General features: G+C 44.3%; 19 protein-coding genes. 8 read left to right on the top strand and 11 right to left on the bottom strand.

Translation table 11 applies throughout. The annotated features are described in order from the left end of the window. Nucleotides 1–12 precede the first annotated feature (12 nt). Both L1076_RS16040 and L1076_RS16035 read right to left on the bottom strand, forming a co-directional pair. Entirely contained in the window at nucleotides 13–729 is a 717-nt protein-coding gene (locus tag L1076_RS16040; protein ID WP_045405869.1) for a DsbA family protein, read from the bottom strand. A gap of 97 nt (nucleotides 730–826) precedes the next feature. Continuing rightward, entirely contained in the window at nucleotides 827–1,195 is a 369-nt protein-coding gene (locus L1076_RS16035) for a hypothetical protein (protein ID WP_237304000.1), read from the bottom strand. A gap of 376 nt (nucleotides 1,196–1,571) precedes the next feature. Here L1076_RS16035 and L1076_RS16030 point away from each other — a divergent pair, with 376 nt between their 5' ends. The 5 genes from L1076_RS16030 (at nucleotide 1,572) to L1076_RS16010 (ending at nucleotide 5,114) form a co-directional block, all read left to right on the top strand. Beyond that, the gene (locus tag L1076_RS16030; RefSeq protein ID WP_038881332.1) at nucleotides 1,572–2,312 is read left to right on the top strand and encodes a nucleoside recognition domain-containing protein; all 741 of its coding nucleotides are present in this window, start codon (nucleotides 1,572–1,574) and stop codon (nucleotides 2,310–2,312) included. Beyond that, a complete protein-coding gene (locus tag L1076_RS16025) occupies nucleotides 2,312–2,779 on the top strand; it encodes a YjiG family protein (RefSeq protein ID WP_005374849.1) in 468 nt (155 codons plus the stop codon). Before L1076_RS16030 ends, L1076_RS16025 begins: the two co-directional genes overlap by 1 nt. A gap of 9 nt (nucleotides 2,780–2,788) precedes the next feature. Then, nucleotides 2,789–3,913, top strand: coding sequence for a M20 family metallopeptidase (locus tag L1076_RS16020; protein ID WP_237303999.1), 1,125 nt, complete (start codon nucleotides 2,789–2,791; stop codon nucleotides 3,911–3,913). 206 nt (nucleotides 3,914–4,119) lie between these two features. Continuing rightward, nucleotides 4,120–4,494 carry a YkvA family protein gene (locus tag L1076_RS16015; protein ID WP_237303998.1) on the top strand — a complete coding sequence of 125 codons (375 nt, stop codon included), beginning with the start codon at nucleotides 4,120–4,122 and terminating at the stop codon, nucleotides 4,492–4,494. A 176-nt stretch (nucleotides 4,495–4,670) separates the two neighbouring features. Next, entirely contained in the window at nucleotides 4,671–5,114 is a 444-nt protein-coding gene (locus L1076_RS16010; RefSeq protein ID WP_061035292.1) for a DUF6795 domain-containing protein, read from the top strand. A 105-nt stretch (nucleotides 5,115–5,219) separates the two neighbouring features. On the opposite strand, the gene L1076_RS16005 is transcribed toward L1076_RS16010, so the two are convergent. The 4 genes from L1076_RS16005 to L1076_RS15990 all read right to left on the bottom strand — a co-directional run bounded on the left by L1076_RS16005 (nucleotide 5,220) and on the right by L1076_RS15990 (nucleotide 9,862). After that, entirely contained in the window at nucleotides 5,220–6,524 is a 1,305-nt protein-coding gene (locus L1076_RS16005) for a dicarboxylate/amino acid:cation symporter (RefSeq protein ID WP_038868990.1), read from the bottom strand. 317 nt (nucleotides 6,525–6,841) lie between these two features. Then, entirely contained in the window at nucleotides 6,842–7,909 is a 1,068-nt protein-coding gene (locus L1076_RS16000; protein WP_237303997.1) for a DUF4056 domain-containing protein, read from the bottom strand. A gap of 9 nt (nucleotides 7,910–7,918) precedes the next feature. Next, nucleotides 7,919–9,043 carry a BamA/TamA family outer membrane protein gene (locus tag L1076_RS15995; protein WP_237303996.1) on the bottom strand — a complete coding sequence of 375 codons (1,125 nt, stop codon included), beginning with the start codon at nucleotides 9,041–9,043 and terminating at the stop codon, nucleotides 7,919–7,921. A 12-nt stretch (nucleotides 9,044–9,055) separates the two neighbouring features. Next, nucleotides 9,056–9,862, bottom strand: coding sequence for a hypothetical protein (locus tag L1076_RS15990; RefSeq protein ID WP_104038093.1), 807 nt, complete (start codon nucleotides 9,860–9,862; stop codon nucleotides 9,056–9,058). Nucleotides 9,863–10,142: 280 nt separating this feature from the next. Here L1076_RS15990 and L1076_RS15985 point away from each other — a divergent pair, with 280 nt between their 5' ends. Then, nucleotides 10,143–10,739 carry a TetR/AcrR family transcriptional regulator gene (locus L1076_RS15985; protein WP_237303995.1) on the top strand — a complete coding sequence of 199 codons (597 nt, stop codon included), beginning with the start codon at nucleotides 10,143–10,145 and terminating at the stop codon, nucleotides 10,737–10,739. 9 nt (nucleotides 10,740–10,748) lie between these two features. Here L1076_RS15985 and L1076_RS15980 read toward each other — a convergent pair whose 3' ends face one another. Together L1076_RS15980 and L1076_RS15975 are read right to left on the bottom strand one after the other, a co-directional pair. Next, a complete protein-coding gene (locus L1076_RS15980; RefSeq protein ID WP_237303994.1) occupies nucleotides 10,749–12,020 on the bottom strand; it encodes a DUF1835 domain-containing protein in 1,272 nt (423 codons plus the stop codon). Nucleotides 12,021–12,251: 231 nt separating this feature from the next. Then, nucleotides 12,252–13,142: a LysR family transcriptional regulator gene (locus tag L1076_RS15975; protein WP_104038095.1), complete on the bottom strand. Its 891-nt coding sequence runs from the start codon at nucleotides 13,140–13,142 to the stop codon at nucleotides 12,252–12,254. 109 nt (nucleotides 13,143–13,251) lie between these two features. Between L1076_RS15975 and L1076_RS15970 the strand changes: the two genes are divergently transcribed. Both L1076_RS15970 and L1076_RS15965 read left to right on the top strand, forming a co-directional pair. Beyond that, nucleotides 13,252–13,560 carry a monooxygenase gene (locus L1076_RS15970; RefSeq protein WP_237303993.1) on the top strand — a complete coding sequence of 103 codons (309 nt, stop codon included), beginning with the start codon at nucleotides 13,252–13,254 and terminating at the stop codon, nucleotides 13,558–13,560. Between the two features lie 4 nt (nucleotides 13,561–13,564). Beyond that, the gene (locus tag L1076_RS15965) at nucleotides 13,565–13,936 is read left to right on the top strand and encodes a hypothetical protein (RefSeq protein ID WP_237303992.1); all 372 of its coding nucleotides are present in this window, start codon (nucleotides 13,565–13,567) and stop codon (nucleotides 13,934–13,936) included. Nucleotides 13,937–14,011: 75 nt separating this feature from the next. Here L1076_RS15965 and L1076_RS15960 read toward each other — a convergent pair whose 3' ends face one another. The 3 genes from L1076_RS15960 to L1076_RS15950 form a co-directional block, all read right to left on the bottom strand. Next, complete coding sequence (locus L1076_RS15960; RefSeq protein ID WP_104036189.1) at nucleotides 14,012–16,180, bottom strand: polysaccharide biosynthesis tyrosine autokinase; 2,169 nt, start codon at nucleotides 16,178–16,180, stop codon at nucleotides 14,012–14,014. A 54-nt stretch (nucleotides 16,181–16,234) separates the two neighbouring features. After that, the gene (locus L1076_RS15955) at nucleotides 16,235–16,675 is read right to left on the bottom strand and encodes a low molecular weight protein-tyrosine-phosphatase (RefSeq protein WP_104036190.1); all 441 of its coding nucleotides are present in this window, start codon (nucleotides 16,673–16,675) and stop codon (nucleotides 16,235–16,237) included. 103 nt (nucleotides 16,676–16,778) lie between these two features. Then, nucleotides 16,779–17,897, bottom strand: coding sequence for a polysaccharide export protein (locus L1076_RS15950; protein WP_237303991.1), 1,119 nt, complete (start codon nucleotides 17,895–17,897; stop codon nucleotides 16,779–16,781). Nucleotides 17,898–18,137: the final 240 nt, after the last annotated feature.

Here is an 18,137-nt window from a genome sequence, read left to right as displayed (position 1 = left end):
ATCAATCGCTATTTATTTCTTTAGCTCTTGGTCGATGACTTTCTCAAGCTCCTCGAAAGGTACATAACCCGGAATGACTTGGTCATTAATGATGATCGCTGGTGTGCCTCGTAGACCTAAGCGAGTGAAGTACTCGTAGTTCTTATCCAACAGCGCTTTGGTCTCTTTGTCGTCAACAAGCTGTGCTTCGGTGCCTGTTTTCTTAGCGATTTTTTGCAGCGAACTTGCATCGTGTGGTCCCGGTTTTTTCACCAATAAGTCATGTACTTGCTTGTATTTGTCATGTTGGTTTTGCCATACGTTCAATGCGTAGCTTGCTGAGTTGTAACCGTTCTTCTCGTACTGTTCTTTGAACGATACCGTCATGTTCAGTACTTTTATTTGCGGGTATGCTTTCTCTACCTTCACCAACTCGCCTTCAAGACGCTTACAGAAAGGACAGCTGTAATCAGTCACATTGATGATCGTCAGTTCTGGATTCTCCGCCCCGAAATACGAGTGCTTGCCATCGTTCAAGTAAGTGCGCACTTCTTCAAGCGTAGAGCTGAATGATTTTTGGTAGGCGACGTACTCTTGTAAGTTTTGATGCAAAGAGTCGAGGACTTGCGGGTTTTCTTGCAGTATCTGCGTAATGTCATCCAGTTTCTCTTGAGTGGTTTTTTCTGCTGCTTGTGAAAACACTGGTACTACCGTAAGTGCTACCGTTAACAAGGTGCGTGTGAATTTCATGATCTTTCCTAAAACTATCGGTCTTCACTGTTTTGTTAGTGAAGTGGTTAAAAATAAAACAATTAATTTGTGGGCAATAGGCCCTAACAATCGGGTTTTATTCTCTAAACACACACAGTTTTAGGTGCACCCGAACTTTTTCGGGTATCGGTTCGGTATGATGACGGAAAGCGTTACGTTCACCACCACAGATAGAGAGTAAGATCAGCGTAAACAGAAATAAGGGAACAATGAAGCTATCCAGATGGTTTTGTGAAACCTGAATCAACTTTTCAGACAGTTCACACTGTTTCGTTAGGCCTTTTTCGCTCTTTTGTTGTTGCGCAGTAGCGTGTTCAGCCGTGACTTTATCCGCTATGAGAGGGCAAGATTGATAGAGGCCTGCATTTTTACTTAAACAGATCACGATCACCCAAGCTACGAGGGCAAGTGTCCAGCGAGCGATGTTAGATTGTGATCGAAGCAAAAGGCAAATCCTAGGTGAAACTCTATATATGACCGCACAACCCTAAATTAAATTTCATTGGGCTTTTGTTAGTTTTTGGTCAGAAAACACCAAATAAGCAACAAAACATGAAGCACGTCGAAGGTGTGGTTAAATACAATTTTGCTCAAAAGTTAAACATACTTTGTTAAACGTTTGATTCGTACGGATGTTAGATAAATCTACCTTATCTTGGTCATAAATATTTATTATCTTTTAAATGTGATTCAAATCATAAAATAAAACTTCATAACTGAGTGAGATGATTGTTCGGCAAACGGATTGATTTTGATCATCTCTCTAGCACATTATTCAAGGGATCATCTATGTGTTCTGTTCCACATATATAGGTGAATTTATGACAAGCCCTGTTCATGCTGAACGCAAGGTAACGATTGGGTGTTACATCGCACTCGCGTTTGCGGTTGTGTTCTTCTCTGGTTTAATGCAATCCAACGAATGGTATGGTGTATTCGACTTTACAACGCTTAATGGCTCTTTCGGTAAAGTGGCTTACGGCGTAACGGAAGGTGCGGATGGCGCGGTACAAGCTGCGACTACCTCTTTCCGCGGTACTGGCGGTAGCGGTGCTCGTGACGGTTTCATTTTCGCACTTACTTTGATTCCAACCGTTATGTTCGCATTAGGTATGATCAACGTACTTGAGCACTACGGTGCACTTGAAGCTGCTCGTAAGCTTCTTACTCCTCTTCTACGTCCTCTTATGGGCATCCCTGGTAACTCTGGTTTGGCTCTGATTGCTTCTCTACAAAGTACCGATGCAGGTGCGGCAATGACGCGTCAGCTAAAAGATGAAGGTCACCTAACTAAGCGTGAAACGGACGTATTTACCATGTTCCAGTTCACTGCTGGTGCAACCATCGTGAACTTCTTCTCATCAGGTGCTGTGCTATTCACGCTGACGATGGCTGACGGCTCTCTAGCGGTAACGTCTTCAATTGGTTTAGCGGTTGTTGTGATGTTTGCATTCAAGATCGTTGGCGCGAACCTGTTCCGCATCTATCTGAACATGACTGAAGGTAAAGAAGATAAGCAAGACCAAAACAAATCTGAGAACCTAAAAGAGGAGACGGCATAATGGGTGACGTTAAAGCGAAAAAACCAATGGTGACGGATATCTTCGTCGAAGGTGCTAAGAAAGGTTGGGTGATTGCGACTACCTCTACGGTTCCTAACGTATTGATGGCATTCGTTATCATCAAAGCGCTGCAAATCACTGGCGCGCTGGATCTGATGGGTACTGTGTTCTCTCCAATCATGGCGGTGTTTGGTCTTCCTGGTGAAGCGGCAGCCGTTCTTATCGGCGCTTGGATGTCGATGGGCGGTGCAGTGGGTGTGGTTATCACGCTGTTTGACCAAGGTATCCTTAACGGCACGCACATTGCGATTCTTGCGCCTGCTATCTACCTTATGGGTTCTCAAGTTCAGTACATGGGTCGTATCATGGGCCCAATCGGTACTGAAGGTCGTTACATCCCAGTTATGATTGCAATCTCAGTATTGAACGCGTTTGGCGCAATGCTGGTGATGAATCTGTTTGTCTAGGAGTGAGTCATGCAATTCTCTCTAAATGAATATCTAGAAGAGCTACGTCCGCTAATCAATGTGGATTGTGGCACTTACACCACTGATGGTATCGAGTTTATCGCTTCTCAATTTGAAGAGAAGTACCAAGCGATGTCAGGTTGGAGCGTAAAACGCATCGACTGTGGCAGAGCGGGTGTTGGTCTTGAAGTTCGAAATAAGCCGGAAGCTGAGCAAATCGACGTGATGCTGATTGGTCATATGGATACCGTGTTCCCTGTGGGTACTGCTGAGCTTCGTCCAATGTCTCAAGATGCAGAGAAAGCCTACGGTCCGGGCGTCTCGGACATGAAATCTGGCTTGCTGAACATCGTGTACGCGATGCGCAATCTAGACCAAACGGTGTTGGATAAGCTGTCTATCGCTATCTGCATGAATCCAGATGAAGAAACGGGTTCTCTGGATTCTGTGGATTGGATTCAATCAGTAGCGAAAAACGCTAAGAATGTACTGGTTGCAGAAGCAGCACGTGCAGACGGTGGTTTAGTGAAAGCGCGTAAAGGCATGGCTCGCTACAAAATGACCTTTAATGGCGTTGCTGCTCACGCAGGTAACGAGCCAGAAAATGGTCGCAGCGCAATCACTGAGATGGCGAACTGGATCTTGGCAGTCAATGCAATGACCAACTTTGAATCTGGTACCACGTTGAACGTCGGTATTGTCTCTGGTGGTAACGGCGCGAACATCGTCCCTGAACATGCTGAAGCGATTGTGGATGTGCGTTTCTGGAGCAACGAAGAATACGATGATGTCGATAGCAAGCTAAACGGCATGCTGGAAACACCATTCGTTGATGGCGTAAGTATCGAATTGGTTCGTGAAGCTTATAAGCCTTCTATGGTGCCAAGCCCACAAACAGAAAGCCTGATGATGCTAGTTGAAGAAGCGGCAAGTGAACTGGCGATCGACATCAACTGGAAAGAAGTCGGTGGTGGATCTGATGCAAACAACACTGCAATTCTTGGTGTTCCAACTTTGGATGGTCTAGGGCCTATCGGTGCAGGCTTCCACAGTGATCAAGAGTACTTGTTGCTTGAGTCTATCGAACCACGTATCAAAATGTTGATGCGTGTCCTAGAGAAGATTGCTCAATAAGGCATTCTGCTTCTAAAGCTTGCTTCCCAGAGCTTTTGGTTTCCAAAACTTTTTGTTTCCAAAGCAATAATCCCCGGACTTCGGTTTGGGGATTTTTTTATCTAGCCAATTGGTTTCCTTTCTTCATTATCATTTCTCGCTATTAATCCTACGTTCAGGTTCATCGCCTTAATATCTATGCCACAGTCATAAATTTAGGAGGCACGATGACCACAAGCATGTCTGTAAATTCGGCGTCCGATGACGTCTTAGACCAAACGATGCAAGCGCCAGATGAGAAAACCTTTTGGCGTAAAATGAAAAATTCCGTCAAGAGAGCAGGCGAAGAGATTGCTGTTATGGGCATCAAATCATGGCTCGCGATGGCAGATTCCAATACCTCTGTTCGACACAAAGCTATCTTAGGTGGCGCATTAGCTTACTTCGTTCTCCCCACTGATATGGTGCCCGACGTACTAGCAGGCGTCGGCTTTACCGATGACATGGCAGCACTTACCCTAGCCGCGAACTCGGTCGGCAATGCCATTACCGACGAGCATGAAGAACAAGCGAGAGAAAAGCTGAGTTCGATGACGGAGTAGGAGGAAAAGTGCCCATCAAACATGGTCTATGTTTGGGCTAACTCAAACGAGAAATTGTTATTTTTAATATTTACTCAAAGTACACGAGCTCGTCGCAATGCACTTTACAGTGGTAGATTTGGTCTATTGGAAAGGGTACTTTTGGATTTAAGTTTTTAGCTAAAGAGAAGCCTTCCATGTACAGGTATACGCCAGATATCCGCGGAATGCTAACTTTGAAAGGAAAACCGTTGTCATCTCAATTAGTGGTCCTTCGAGTTGGTGTTCGTGGAACCATACATGAGTTTCAAATTCTTACTGATGCCAGCGGAGCGTTTGCTTTTCCTGCACTTGAAGAGCACAAGTCACAAGGCGTGTTAAACCTAGATCAGAAGTTCGTGCTCGTTTTCCTGAAAACTCATCTAGCAAATGGAGAAGAGGTGACGATATGGGAATCTTCAATTGATGGTTATGAGACTTATGAGTTTGCTAGCGAAAATATGGGAAATTTGAATTGTGAAGTAACCAATGAAGTTTACTACTTCGCTTTTTCTTATTCTGGAACTGGTGAAGATGATACTTATGTATACAGTCAGTGCAAGTTAACTGGTTATGTAGACTCTGGAATATACGAAGAATAAAAATGAACTTATTTATCATTTCGTTGAGCTTCGACAGCTAAAACAAAAGCCCCGATGTTTCCATCGGGGCTTTCATTTAGACAGGATAATTTAGCTTGGAAGGAATTAAGCTTCCGCGCGTTTTAGATGTACTTCTTCTTCTTCGACCCCAGCTTTTGGATCGTTGAAGCGAGCTTCATCCAATGCGCCTTCCGATTTAGCAACAATGATAGTCACTGCACTGTCACCGGTGATGTTTACTGCGGTACGAATCATATCAAGTAGACGGTCAACACCCATGATAAGTGCAATACCTTCTAGTGGTAGACCTACTTGGTTTAATACCATTGCTAGCATTACTAGACCAACACCAGGAACACCTGCGGTACCGATCGACGCCAATGTTGCCGTCATGATAACCATTAGGTAGTCGCCCATAGTTAGGTCGATATTGAATGCCTGTGCGATGAACGCTGTCGCCACACCTTGCATGATCGCCGTACCATCCATGTTCACGGTTGCACCCAGCGGTACTGTGAACGATGATACGCGGTTCTCAACACCCATGCGGTGCTTAGCTGTTTCCATTGTCACTGGAATCGTCGCGTTCGATGATGCTGTCGAGAAAGCAAACATGATCGCGTCTTCCATCTTACGTAGGAACGTAATTGGGTTTAGACCCGTGAAGCCTTTTAGCATCAAGCTGTAAGTTACAAGGCCGTGCAGCAATAACGTACCTGCTAGTACAACAAAGTATTCAGCAAGGTTGAAGATTGCGCTTAGACCAAGACCGGTAAACAGCTTCGCCATTAGGAAGAACACACCGTAAGGCGCTAGGTTCATCAAAATCGCAACCAGCTTCATGATGACTTCATTCAGATCAGAGAAGAAAGCGGCAATACGCTCGCCTGGCTTACCCGCTGCACTGATCGCGATACCGAATAGTACGGCAAACACGATAACTTGCAGGGTTTTACCTTCTGCCATCGCGCTGATTGGGTTAGTCGGGAACATATCAATGATCACTTGACCCAAAGATGGCGCTTCTGCTGATTTGAATGAACTTGCTGCAGTTAGGTCTGCACCTGCGCCTGGCTGGAATAGCGTACCCATGGTTAAAGCAAGTGTGATTGCGATAGCGGTTGTTGCTACGTAGAAAGCAAGGGTTTTACCACCCATGCGACCCAATGTAGATAGGTCTTTTAGGGAGCTGGTACCACAAACTAGCGAAACAAATACTAGCGGTACGACAAGCATTTTTAAGCTGGCAACGAAGATCTGTCCACCAACTTCGAATAATCCATTAACAATGTATGCGTCGACAAATCCGTTGTCGGCGAAAAGTGTGCGAATTGCAAATCCTGTCAAGATACCCGCTACCATACCCAAAATTACGCGGCTGGTGAGCGACATCGGTTTCTTGGTATTCATGAGAACACTCCTTATAGTTATGCACCTTAAGTTCACTTCAAGGCGGCGAGCAGATTAGCAGTGGAGTGTGAAAATACGAAAGAATAATCGTCTGAATGGTTAATAGATGTGAAGTGAGTCACTCTAAAAAATAGAATTTTAACCAACAAGTAACGAACTGAATGGTTGAAAAGTTTTAAATTTAACAAATTTATCGAATATACAACCGATAGAAATGATTTCTTACATTTTCAGTTAATAGAAAACAGTATGCATAAAAGTGAGGCTTTTGATGCTTAGTGCATAACTAAGCATCATTTATTCACCTTACTTCCAGGTTATTGCTTTAACGGTGGGCGAGTTTTTTCATCAACGCTGTGAGCGAAGTTCGACAATGCTTGGTAGTCGGCTGGAGACCAAGTGGAGCGTGACTTTAGCGCGCTAGGCAATGACGAAAATGCTTTTTCCTTGTCTTTTGCTATTAGTTCGACGCTCATCCACTGATCGATGGGTTGTCGATCGGCAAAGTAAGCATCTAATGAAAGCTCATGGTTCGCACCGGAGTAATTGGGTGTTAATTGTAGCGCCATATGGTAGTCGCGGAATCTCACTACCCATTTATCTGGCAAGCGTTTTGAACTATCCCACCATACTCCGTCTAGTTGTTGAATCTTTGCTTTTGTCACGGACTTAGGTTGTGCTTGCAGATCCTTTAATGCTTGTTGGAAAGCGCTGTCCATGGCTTTTGAAAAACTTTTAGGTGTTAGATCTGGGTTACTGAGCAGTACCTGTTTTGCTAGGTTTGCACCAAGCATATTTGAGTAAAGATCTTCAGAGGAAAACGCAGAGGCCAGCTCTTTAAAGCCACTCACCGATACCATGCCAAACCATTGAGCGATTTCATGCCATTGTGCGAGACGAAAAGCAGTCAGTGCTGCAGCTTGAGCGCTGCGTTCGATGTTTTCTTGCTCGCTGAGTTTGTTTTTATGCTCGTACCAACGAATACGTCGAACACGCAATTCTTCAGGCAGATCTAAGTGTGCTGCTCTGCCTAAATAGTGTCGATTTAACTGAAACAGATAGTAGGTGTAATCTGAGGTGTCCCGCACGTGTGCCGTATCAATAAAGCCGCCTAATTCGGTAAAAATCAGACCATTGGCTTCTTCATTTAATCCAAGCAGACTGCCGGGTACAGACTCACTGCCGTCATTGTAGTGGTGAGTACCCACTTCGTTGCTAGACAATACATTTTCTAAGGAGAAGAAGGGTACTGGCACGCTTCCTAACTCAGCTTTGAGATCGACTCCGAATGCGCAACATGGCCTGACGCCCACGGGCGCCTTCAGTGCTTGTGCTTGGACGAACCCGCTACAAAGGCTAAGTAGTAATAGTGCTGCTTTCTTCAAACCATACTCCTAGAATGCTTCATTGATTTGGAAATAAAAACCGGTGCTGTCTTTACCTATACCAAGGTCGACACGGACATTAATGCGTGCTTTAAAGGCGAATCGATAGCCAACGCCGACGGTTGGTAGCCAGCTGCTGGCAAACAAATCGTGGTAGGTTGGCGCAATGTTACCTGCACCCAACCAACCGACCACACCGTGACGACCAGAAATGGTGTGGCGAATTTCTACTTGTGTCGAAAGCTGATGTTTGTCGCGATACTGCCCTTGGTAGTACCCGCGCATGCGTTGATCATCACCCAGTTGGGCGTAATCGAACCAAGGCGCATCACCGAAAATAGATTGTGAATATACCTCCATCGCAACAATCGTCGTGTCAGACCATTGTTGGTAAAGGCGGTAGTTAGCAATAAGATTGTCGTAGTCTTCATCACTGCCCAGTGAATCTCTGTTCGCAACCCATTCGATATCGAGAAATTGCCCTTTCATGGGATTAGGTTCGAAATCGCGAGTATCGTATTCCATTCCGACTAATACGCCACTGCTGGTGGCGTCTGTGACTTCGGAAGGTAGGATGTCATCATCCACGCCATCAACTTTATTGAATGATTGCCATTGCCAGCCCAATTTCGCGTAGGTATTGGGTGCGACTTCTACTGCAATTTTGGGACTCAGTTGCAAGCGTTGTCCTTCGTACTGAACTTTGTTGCGATCATTTTCAGCCGCTTGGCTGCCAATACCCCAGTAGTAACCGGGCGTATGGCTGATCCACGCTTCACCAAGTAAGCGGACTTTGTCACTGTTTAGATAAGTGCGATTGTTCAAGCCCAAGCCATAAGAGCCTGAGGTTGAACCGTAAGAAGTGACAGTGACGGTTGAATAAGGGTCGCCTTGTTGCCAGTCGTATGGTGTGTACAACCCAACGGCGGCTACGCCGATTCCGAAGCCTTGCTCTGGGTTGACGAATGGACCTGGTAATACACCCCAATCGATTAACTTCGATTCATCCACCGTTTCGCTTGAACCCAGCTTAGTTAGGATGTCATCCATCAAGCTGCTCTCATTTTGCTGCATAGCAAAAACATGTGGTGTGCAAAACAGTGCTGCAATTGCAAGGGAATAAGAAGCTTTCATCTTCTCTTTACCTTAGAAACGACGATCTATGGAGAAGAAGATGCTTTCACGATCACCAAAGCCGGCTTCACCTAAAAGGTACCAATCGTCATTGATTTGGTATTGCATGCCTGCGATGGTGTTCCATTCGGACTCCAAATGCTGTTTAACGTCGAAGCGACCAGAGAGGTTGATACCGGCTTGTTTCAACGTACCTGAAAGTTCTTGTTCTACGTTTTGGTACATCGCACCAACCCAAAGTCGAACTGGTACTCCATTTTTGTGGAAGTCGAAGCCAACACGAGGAGAGACGACGATCGCGTCAATTGCACCGTCGATCACATTTAGATTTGTTTGGGTGTAGCTTGCGTCAACAAGGGCAAATAGTTGGTCGTAGCCGCCAGCAAGAACAAAACCACCACCGTAGGTGTACCCTTCGAGGTCTAGGCGGAATGGAAATTCACCAATTTTTTGGCCAAGGACACTGACTTTTACGTTGGTCTCTGAATAGCCATCCAGTGTACCCACCAACCCATACACATTTAGGAATGGAAGCAGCCAAACATCACCGCGCAACGTCACCACATCGCTGGCTTGTTTTCCTGCGCCAGCTTCCATGTTGAGCATTTTCTCTAAGCCATGCAGTCCGCTTAGAGCAATAGAGTCGACATTGATGCCTTGTTCCATACTCATATAGCTTAGGTTTAAGCCAAAGGGTTTTGGTAAGTCATAGCCAAGTGCTTCTGCTTTATCTTTCCAGATTGGCAGTGAGATCGAGTCAGCATTCGCCACGCCAGTGAATAGACAGGAAGCGACAACAAGCAAGGAGCGTAATTTCATAAGTAACTTCATTAAACGTGACGATCACAACAACACCAGGGGCCTTGTAATAAGGGCATCGACTCTGGAGTTTGTGTCACGGAAAAATCACAGCTTCATCAGAAGGACGAAGCGCCACAGCGTGAGTTAAGAGTGATTATTGTTTGGTATTTTCGTGGAATCTTAACGTCGGCGAGCGCATCTTACTCCTAAAATTAAGAAAGTAAACTTCAAAGTATACTTTTGATTGTTGTGCGCTATACTCTGCATCCACTTACATGAGGTTGGTGAATCTAGGACCATGAAAATTTCAGAAAAGAAACGCTTAGCGCTGATTGAAGCAGCTCAACAAGAGTTCATTGAACACGGTTATAGCAGTGCGAATATGGACAGAGTGTGTGAGCGAGCAGCAACATCAAAGCGAACCTTATATCGCCATTTTGAAAGTAAGGATGTGTTGTTTATTGAGTCGATCCAATCGGTGCTTGAAACACAAAGAGCGCGTTTGCAACTCACATACAGACAAGATGTGGATATAGAATCTCAGCTTCGTGACTATTTGTATTCTAAGCTGGATTCTATGTACGAAGACTTTGGTTTGCCTTTGGCTAAAATGGTGATCAGTGAGTTTATGCGTACACCGGATTTAGCCGAAAACTACCTTCATCAACTTCAACGTCAAGATGAACTTCTCCAAGCTTGGTTTGCTGAGGCGATTGCAGACGGAAAATTCAAACCTCTTGATCCTGCAATGATGAGTAACATGCTGATGTGTTTGCTCAAGGGCAACTTTTTGTGGCCACAACTGGTGGCGAATCAAGCTGTACCAAATGAAGAACAGCGCAAGGAAACCGTTGAATCAATCCTGACGCTGTTTTTCAATGGTTATTGTTGTTAACTCTTATCTCTAATTTGTGGTTAAGCGACGCAATGTAGGCAGTTGCTCGTGATCCCATGTCCAGAAGTCTTGCCTTTGATTGCGGATGCCTCCAACCCAGTAACTTTGTGTGGCTCGGCATTTACCATTCAAGCATGCTTGACCTTGTTTACTTAAACTAACTTGATGTTCCCACCAGTTTTTCTCGAGTTCACTTATCGTAAACAGCGGTTCTTCGTATTGGGAGAGTGGTAATAGCAAAGCGTAAAACATCACATCACCCAAGGTTGGTAGTGGTTCCTTGGTGAGGTACTGCTGAAACCAATCTTTGACCGTAATTGGGACGCTGTGCTTAGCTAATGTTTCCAATGCCAATCTTTGTGTGAGGCTCAACCCTGAACTCGAATGAGGCAATTCTTGAAGGTGCCGTTTTAATACAGCTTTGATGTTTGGCAAGCAATCTAACTCGTGATGTTTGATTAAATTCAAAAGTGAATCCGGCGTGGGGGATGTTAACGCTTGCCAACACCGCGCGGCTTGACTTAATAGTTTTTCAGAGACAGGTTTTCGGTGTTGCCAGCAAGAGCGAATGGCTTCTGCGGGCAGTTGCCCAAATCCAATAAAGCGCTCGGTTCCCGGAAACTGATTGAATTCGATGATCTCAATGATTTTGCCTACGGTTTCCTCTAGCAGAGAGAGCCCTCGAAGTAGCATGAATTGATCGTAGGCATCATGTTCAACCCAAAAAACGATACGTTCATACTGCACGTCGAGCAGGGTATGGATATTGTCTTGCTCAAACTGCGCTACCTCTTGCACCGAGTCTTTTCTCCCCATAACAGGCAGCAATCGGTCCACAACGTATTGTGCTCTTAGGGCAAGAAACGTGTTGTCATCATCGGGAATTGGACCAATACACAACGGATCAATCATGGGCAAGAAGTCACCTTCGAAACCGCATGTCTTTAGTTGCTGCTGAATGTCATGACCGCAGCGTACATGCAGCGTTGTCAACTCGGCATCGAGTGGCTTTTCTTGATTATCAATGGCACGTTTATGGAATTCGAGTTTTTCCACGTGCGCTTTTAACTTGCTCCAACTAGGTAAACCAAGCTCTCTTGCTAAGGCGTGTTGCACATCCGAAAGTTTGACTGATTCTGGCGTGAGCTTTTCTGGCTGAGTATGAAACTGCTTAACCAGCTTTAAGGTATCTTCATTATTTTGGCGGATCGCTTTCAAGCGTTTTTTTGCCACGGATTTTTGCTGGTTTAGATTAATTGAGAAGCTGTTGTGAGATTGCATTTTTCACCTTTCTTATTCTTCCACACTCGCCTTAACAGAAGCTATAAAGAAGGTAAAAACAAATTGTTCCTGCTAATGAGAGCAGGGAAGTTGAATTGCCATGAACTGAGTTCTTTCCGCGAGTGTTGGGCGCTTTAGGCTTGAGCACCCTGATATTAGGTGCTCAAGCTTTGTCATGCAATACGTTGCGAGAGAATGGTGTCACAAAATAAAAGATTGGAGTCAAGAGGATTAAGCTCGGTATTCGGCGCTTTTTAGCAAAGCTTGGTATAGCGCAAGGGCAGCGGGGCCACTTTTCGCACCTTTAGGTAATGTAAGGTGCAAAGCCACTTGATACTGATTGGAGTGTTCTAATTCTAATACTTTGATTTTGTTGTTCTGACGATATTCGACCAGATGTTGAGGCAACCGACAAAACCCGACACTTTGTTCTACAGCTCTGAAAGCGTGGTCAAAATTATCGACAGTAATTCGCTGGCGCGCTCTCAGCCAGCCCACATTTTGCCTCGCTTTATCAGAGTCTCCTAGATCACGCACCACAATCTGGCTGGTGGTAGCAAAGTCTGCCAGTGACACTTGTGGTTTTCGCGCAAGCGGATGATGTGCCGAAATCACTGGCACCATCGTGGTCGTACCGAACGCTTCTGCTGGGTAGTTAGTAATGGGAAGGTTGATGATCGCGATGTCTGCTAATTCATTCACTACCATGTCTGTGGTTTTACTCAGAGAGGTTTCTACTACTTGAACTGAAGTTGTGTTGTTTTGTGTGAGAAATTCGCTAAGTGGAGTATAGAGCCAACTTGGATCGCACAGGTGATCGATAGCTACCGTAATTTGCGACTCTACACCGCTATTTAGTTGTTCACTGATCATTTCAAGTTCACGAGCCTGCTCAAGCATTGACTGAGCCCGTCGAAGCATGGTTTTACCGTGTTCGGTTAGCCCTGCTTTTCGGCCTTTCACTTCTATCAACTTAATGCCGAGCTGCTCTTCGAGCTTTTTCACCGAATAGATAAGCGTGGTATGGCTTTTATTGAGCGTTACTGCGGCTGATTGAATACTTCCTGCCTGTTCAATTGCTTGTAGTGTTTGCCATTGCTCTAGGGTTGTTTTGAGTCTCATTGGTCAGTTTTTTCGACAGGTAATGGCAAAATTATGAACTTTTTTGTCAGTTTTATAAAGGCAATAATCTTTTCATCGAAAGCGAGTCAATAATAAGAGGAGACTCAAGATGGCGAAATTACTGCAAGTTGATTTTGAATTTCATGGCCCATTTGGTGAAGAGATGTCGAATGCTCTGATCGATTTAGCGAAATCAATTAACCAAGAGCCGAGCATGATTTGGAAAATCTGGACGGAAAGCGAAAAAGACAAACTCGGTGGTGGTATCTATCTTTTTGAAGATGAAGCCACGGCGCAAGCTTATCTCGAAATGCACACTGCTCGTTTGAAACAGATGGGTGTAGAAGAAGTAAGAGGCCAGATATTTGATATCAATACGCCGCTGAGCATCATCAACCAAGGCCCAATCGGAGAGTAACATTATGACTAACCGCACTTTTCTAACCGTTCATGGTGTCATATATACGGTATTTGCGTTTGCGCTGTTTTTTGTTCCGACCATGATGTGGCCGATGTATGGCGTACAAATTAACGACCAGTACGCGCTGTTTTTATCGCAGCATACGTCGATCTTTTTAGGTGGGATTGCTGCGGTCAGTTTGATGTTACGTGATGTGGAACCTAGCACTACAGCCAAGCAACTGTTCAAAGCGCTGTTGACCACTAATCTCTTAGGCGTTGTGATCACCACTTATGCTGGCATTACCGGTGTATTTGTCGGCTTTGGTTGGAGTGACCCTGCTTTCTTCTTATTACTGAGTGTGCTTACTTTTATTCAATGGAAGAAGCAATAAGAATAAAATCGGTTCCTGCAGCACAAATAAAAAAGCCCCGCGATAATAGCGGGGCTTTGTGTTTCTAGCTAGGTGTTACTCACTTTTATAGCTGTAGTTGTAGTAACCGTAGCCATATCCGTAGGAGTTAGATGCTTTCTTCTCAACCGCGTTGAGGATAACACCTTTTACCTCTACGCCAGATTGTTCAAATCTGCCTTGGGCAACTTCGATCTCTTTCAATGTCGTTTGGTCAAAACGAGCAACCATCAAAGTTGTACCAGCTAGTGCGCCAACGATACTAGGGTCAGTTACGGCTAACACTGGTGGTGTATCGATAATGACTAAGTCGTATTGTGCAGCCATAGCATCAATAAAGTCTTTGAATCGTGGGTGCATCAAAAGCTCCGATGGGTTTGGTGGCACTTGACCACGAGTGACCACATCTAAGTTTTCGATAGACGTCGATTTGATGATCTCGTTGGCTGTTACTTTGCCGCTTAGATGATCTGATAGGCCATTGTCCCAACGAAGGCCGAAACATTGTTGTAAATAGCCTTTACGCATATCCGCGTCAATGAGTAGAACTTTCTGACCTGTCTTGGCTGCTACTGCTGCAAAGTTGGTAGAGACAAACGTCTTACCAATAGATGGCGCTGGGCCAGAAATCATCAGGATGTTGTTTTTTGCTTCCATCATTGCGAAGTGTAAGCTGGTGCGTAGGCTTCTCAATGCCTCAATAGAGAGGTCTGCAGGGTTTGCTTCGGCAAGTAGAACCAACTCTTTGTTTACTTTGCCTTTATTGCGCTTAAGTTTGCTCGCAAATTCAAGCTGTTGTATAGACTTTGGTACGCTTGCGTATACTGGCATACCCATTTGTTCAATTTGATCAGGGGTCTCGACACCACGATGGAAAGCTGCACGGATAAGTACAAATGCAACACCTACCATGCCACCTAGAAGTGTTGCTAAAACAACAATCAACGCTTTCTTTGGTTTAATTGGCTTAGAGAAAGACTGTGCACTGTCTAGGATACGTACGTTACCAACGGTACCTGCTTTAATAATGTTTAGTTCTTGAACTTTGTTTAGAAGCTGGATGTAAATTTGTTGGTTTACTTCAACGTCACGTGTCATACGAAGTACTTCACGTTGTGTTTTAGGCAGTTTTTGTACTTGTTTATTTAAACGTTCTTTCTCTTTAAGAAGTGTTTGGCGTTTATCGAGCAGTGATTTGTAAGCAGGGTGGTCTTGTGTAAAGCGTTGACTAATCTCACTCTCTTTAAAAGTAAGCTCATTCAATTGCGCTTCTAATTCAACCATTACTTTCAGGGTTGATTGCGCTTCAAGGCCAAGGTCAATAGATTCGTTTTCTTGACGGAATTGGTTCAAGATATCTTCAGAGGCGGTTAACTTTACTTTGATGTCCGGAAGGTGACCTTTTAAAAATTCTAGGCTTTGTTCTGCTTCTGCTGAATTACGTTGAACATTTTGTAAGAAGTAGTTTTGGCTAATATCATTCAAAATCTCCTGAATTCGAGCTCGGTCTTGACCTGAGAAACTAAGTGAAATGATGCCGGTTTGTTTACCGCGTTCGCTAATCGACAGGTTTTGTTGCAGTTGGTTGATTGCATCAAGCTTACTAATTTTGCTTACTGTAAAAGTTGAGCCATCTTGAGCAAACATCTCATTTGCCATAAATTGGTAACCGTCTTTATCGATCAACTCACCAACTTTACCTTCAAGCACGACACGACCATCATCTTGCAGTAGTTTAAAGGTTTTTTGTTCTGCGTTGACGACCTCTAATGTGTGAGGAATACCAAGAGCATAAGTTGGGATGTTAAACCGAGACACAGAAAGGCGGATTTGGTCACCCTGTAAACGCGCTAATCCTTTACCAATAAATGGGATGTAGTTTGGTGTAACGACAGTGGTTAAGTTGAATTTATCAACGGTATCACCAAGGATCATACGTGACTTGATGATCTCAATTTCTGTCGTTGCAGATGATTCGGCAGAAAACAATTCGCCCATATCACCAACCATTGCTGAAATGCCACCTGAGCTCTTCTTCTCTATTTGAATAAGCGCGTCAGCTTTGTATATGGGTGTCGATAGAATGGCAACACCGACACCTACAACAGAGAATAGGAATACGGTACATAATATAAACCACTTGGCATCAAGGATGATCCCAAATAGCTTCCCCAAATCGATTTCATCGTCGACTTGACGTGATTGCTTAATAGTTTGTGTTGTCATTACATTAACTTCTTAAATACCTTGCCATAGGCGTTTGAAAATGAGCCTTTCGGCTTATAGTTTTTTAGTCCAAGCTTGTGCGGCTTCATCTATGAGAGCATAAGCATGGTCGAATGCTTCTTTGCTCTGGCGATATGGATCGGGTATGTTCTTTCCACCAATCCACTGGCCAAACAACATTGTTTTGCCGCGAGCTTCTGGAGCAATCTTGGTTAAGGCTTCTTGGTGGCCTTTCTCCATGACTAAAATCAGATCATATTGTGCACATAACTCAGGGGTTAATTGCTGAGCGCAATGCCCTTCTAAATCTATTCCGTGTTCAAGTGCAACTTTAGTTGCCATTTCATCAGCAGACTTGCCCTTTAAGTGGCTTTTTTCTACGGCAATACCAGCAGATGCCACCTTTTTGTTGGGTAAAAGAGACTGTAAAAGTCGCTCTCCTGTTGGTGAACGGCAGATATTACCCACACAAACCACTAAAATATTAGAAAACAAATTCTTTTCCTTTCTAAGTGAACAAACGTTATGAATAACGTTTTCTGCTTAAAAATTGATGTTTGTAGAGGGAGTTAAGCTACTCCCTCTAGACGTATGCGATTTAAGGCCAGTTGCGGATACGCAGTGCGCCTTCCGTCAATTCATTGAAGCCAGAAATTGTAGGTACTAACTGAGCAATTACTCGATTCCAACGACTGATTGGTGCTGCAGTCACATAAACGATGTCGTATGGGTTTAGGTCAAATTCAGTACCAATCACAAGAGCAGAAGCATCTGAAACATCTAGCTGATAAATATCAGCCATCTTAGCTTCTTCTTTTGAGCGTCGAATGACAAATACGCCAGTTGCATCTGCAGAGATTTGGCTGATTCCTCCTACATTACTTAATGCTTCCGTTAGGCTCATGCCCGCGCGGTCAATTTTAAGTAGTTTCGGATCGTTTACTTCACCCATCACGAATACTTTTTGGGCGTCATTACGTGGTACGTGAACGATGTCTCCTGATTGAAGTAGGCGGTTTTGAGTCAAGTCACCTTGCTGCATCAATGCATATAGAGAGATGTCTTGGACTTCACCATTGCGTGTTAGTGTCGCATTACGCCAGTCAGCATCTTGAGCTAACCCCCCCGCGCGGTTAACTGCGTCAAGGAGTGTTAATGGAATATTTGTGATGGGTTGTTGACCAGGTTTGTTTACTTCACCAGTAACGTATGTTTTTTTAGAACGAAATGCAGCGACACTCACATCTACTTGAGGGCTTTCAATATACTTGGCTAAACGTTTAGCGATGTCAGTACGAATTTGACGTACGTTTTTGCCTTCAACTTCAACAATACCAATGTAAGGGTAGAAGATGGTGCCATCGGCATGGACCCAGTTACCTGCTTCTGCGGAACTACGGTAAGAGCCGGCAGGAATGGTTAGTTCAGGGTGGTCCCAAATGGTAATGTTCAGAATATCGCCAGGGCCAACAACGTACTCGTACTTCGCAACCTCTACATCAAGCTCGGGATTCGGCTTGGAAAATGGTTCTGCAGGATTTAATGAGGAGACACCTTCAAGGGTTAACGGATAGACAGTAATTTGAGATTCTAGGTCTGTCGCTTCGGTAGTCATTACCGTTTTGTCACTGGTTGACAGATGACTACCGGGTACAGTACACCCAGTCAGAACGATTGGAAGAATCGTTATCCCCAAAACTTTGTTAAATTTATTCATTGGTTTCTTACTACCGAAAGAAAATTTGCCGACTGAAATTGGTTCACTTTTTGTTTGACGAGACGCCCATCAATACAGATGTATTCGTGTCATCGTTAGCCTTTTTAAAACGATTCCATTCAGTATTTTTATGTAATAAATGCTCTTAATCGTGCGTAATGATTCAGAGAGGTCATTTTTATTTATGAAGGTAGAGATTCTAACCAACAAAAAATAGACAACTATTATCCATCTTGTTGC

The sequence above is a fragment of the Vibrio sp. MMG023 genome (assembly GCF_021654215.1).
Lineage (GTDB): Bacteria > Pseudomonadota > Gammaproteobacteria > Enterobacterales > Vibrionaceae > Vibrio > Vibrio jasicida.
This window is presented reverse-complemented; position numbering and strand designations above follow the sequence as displayed.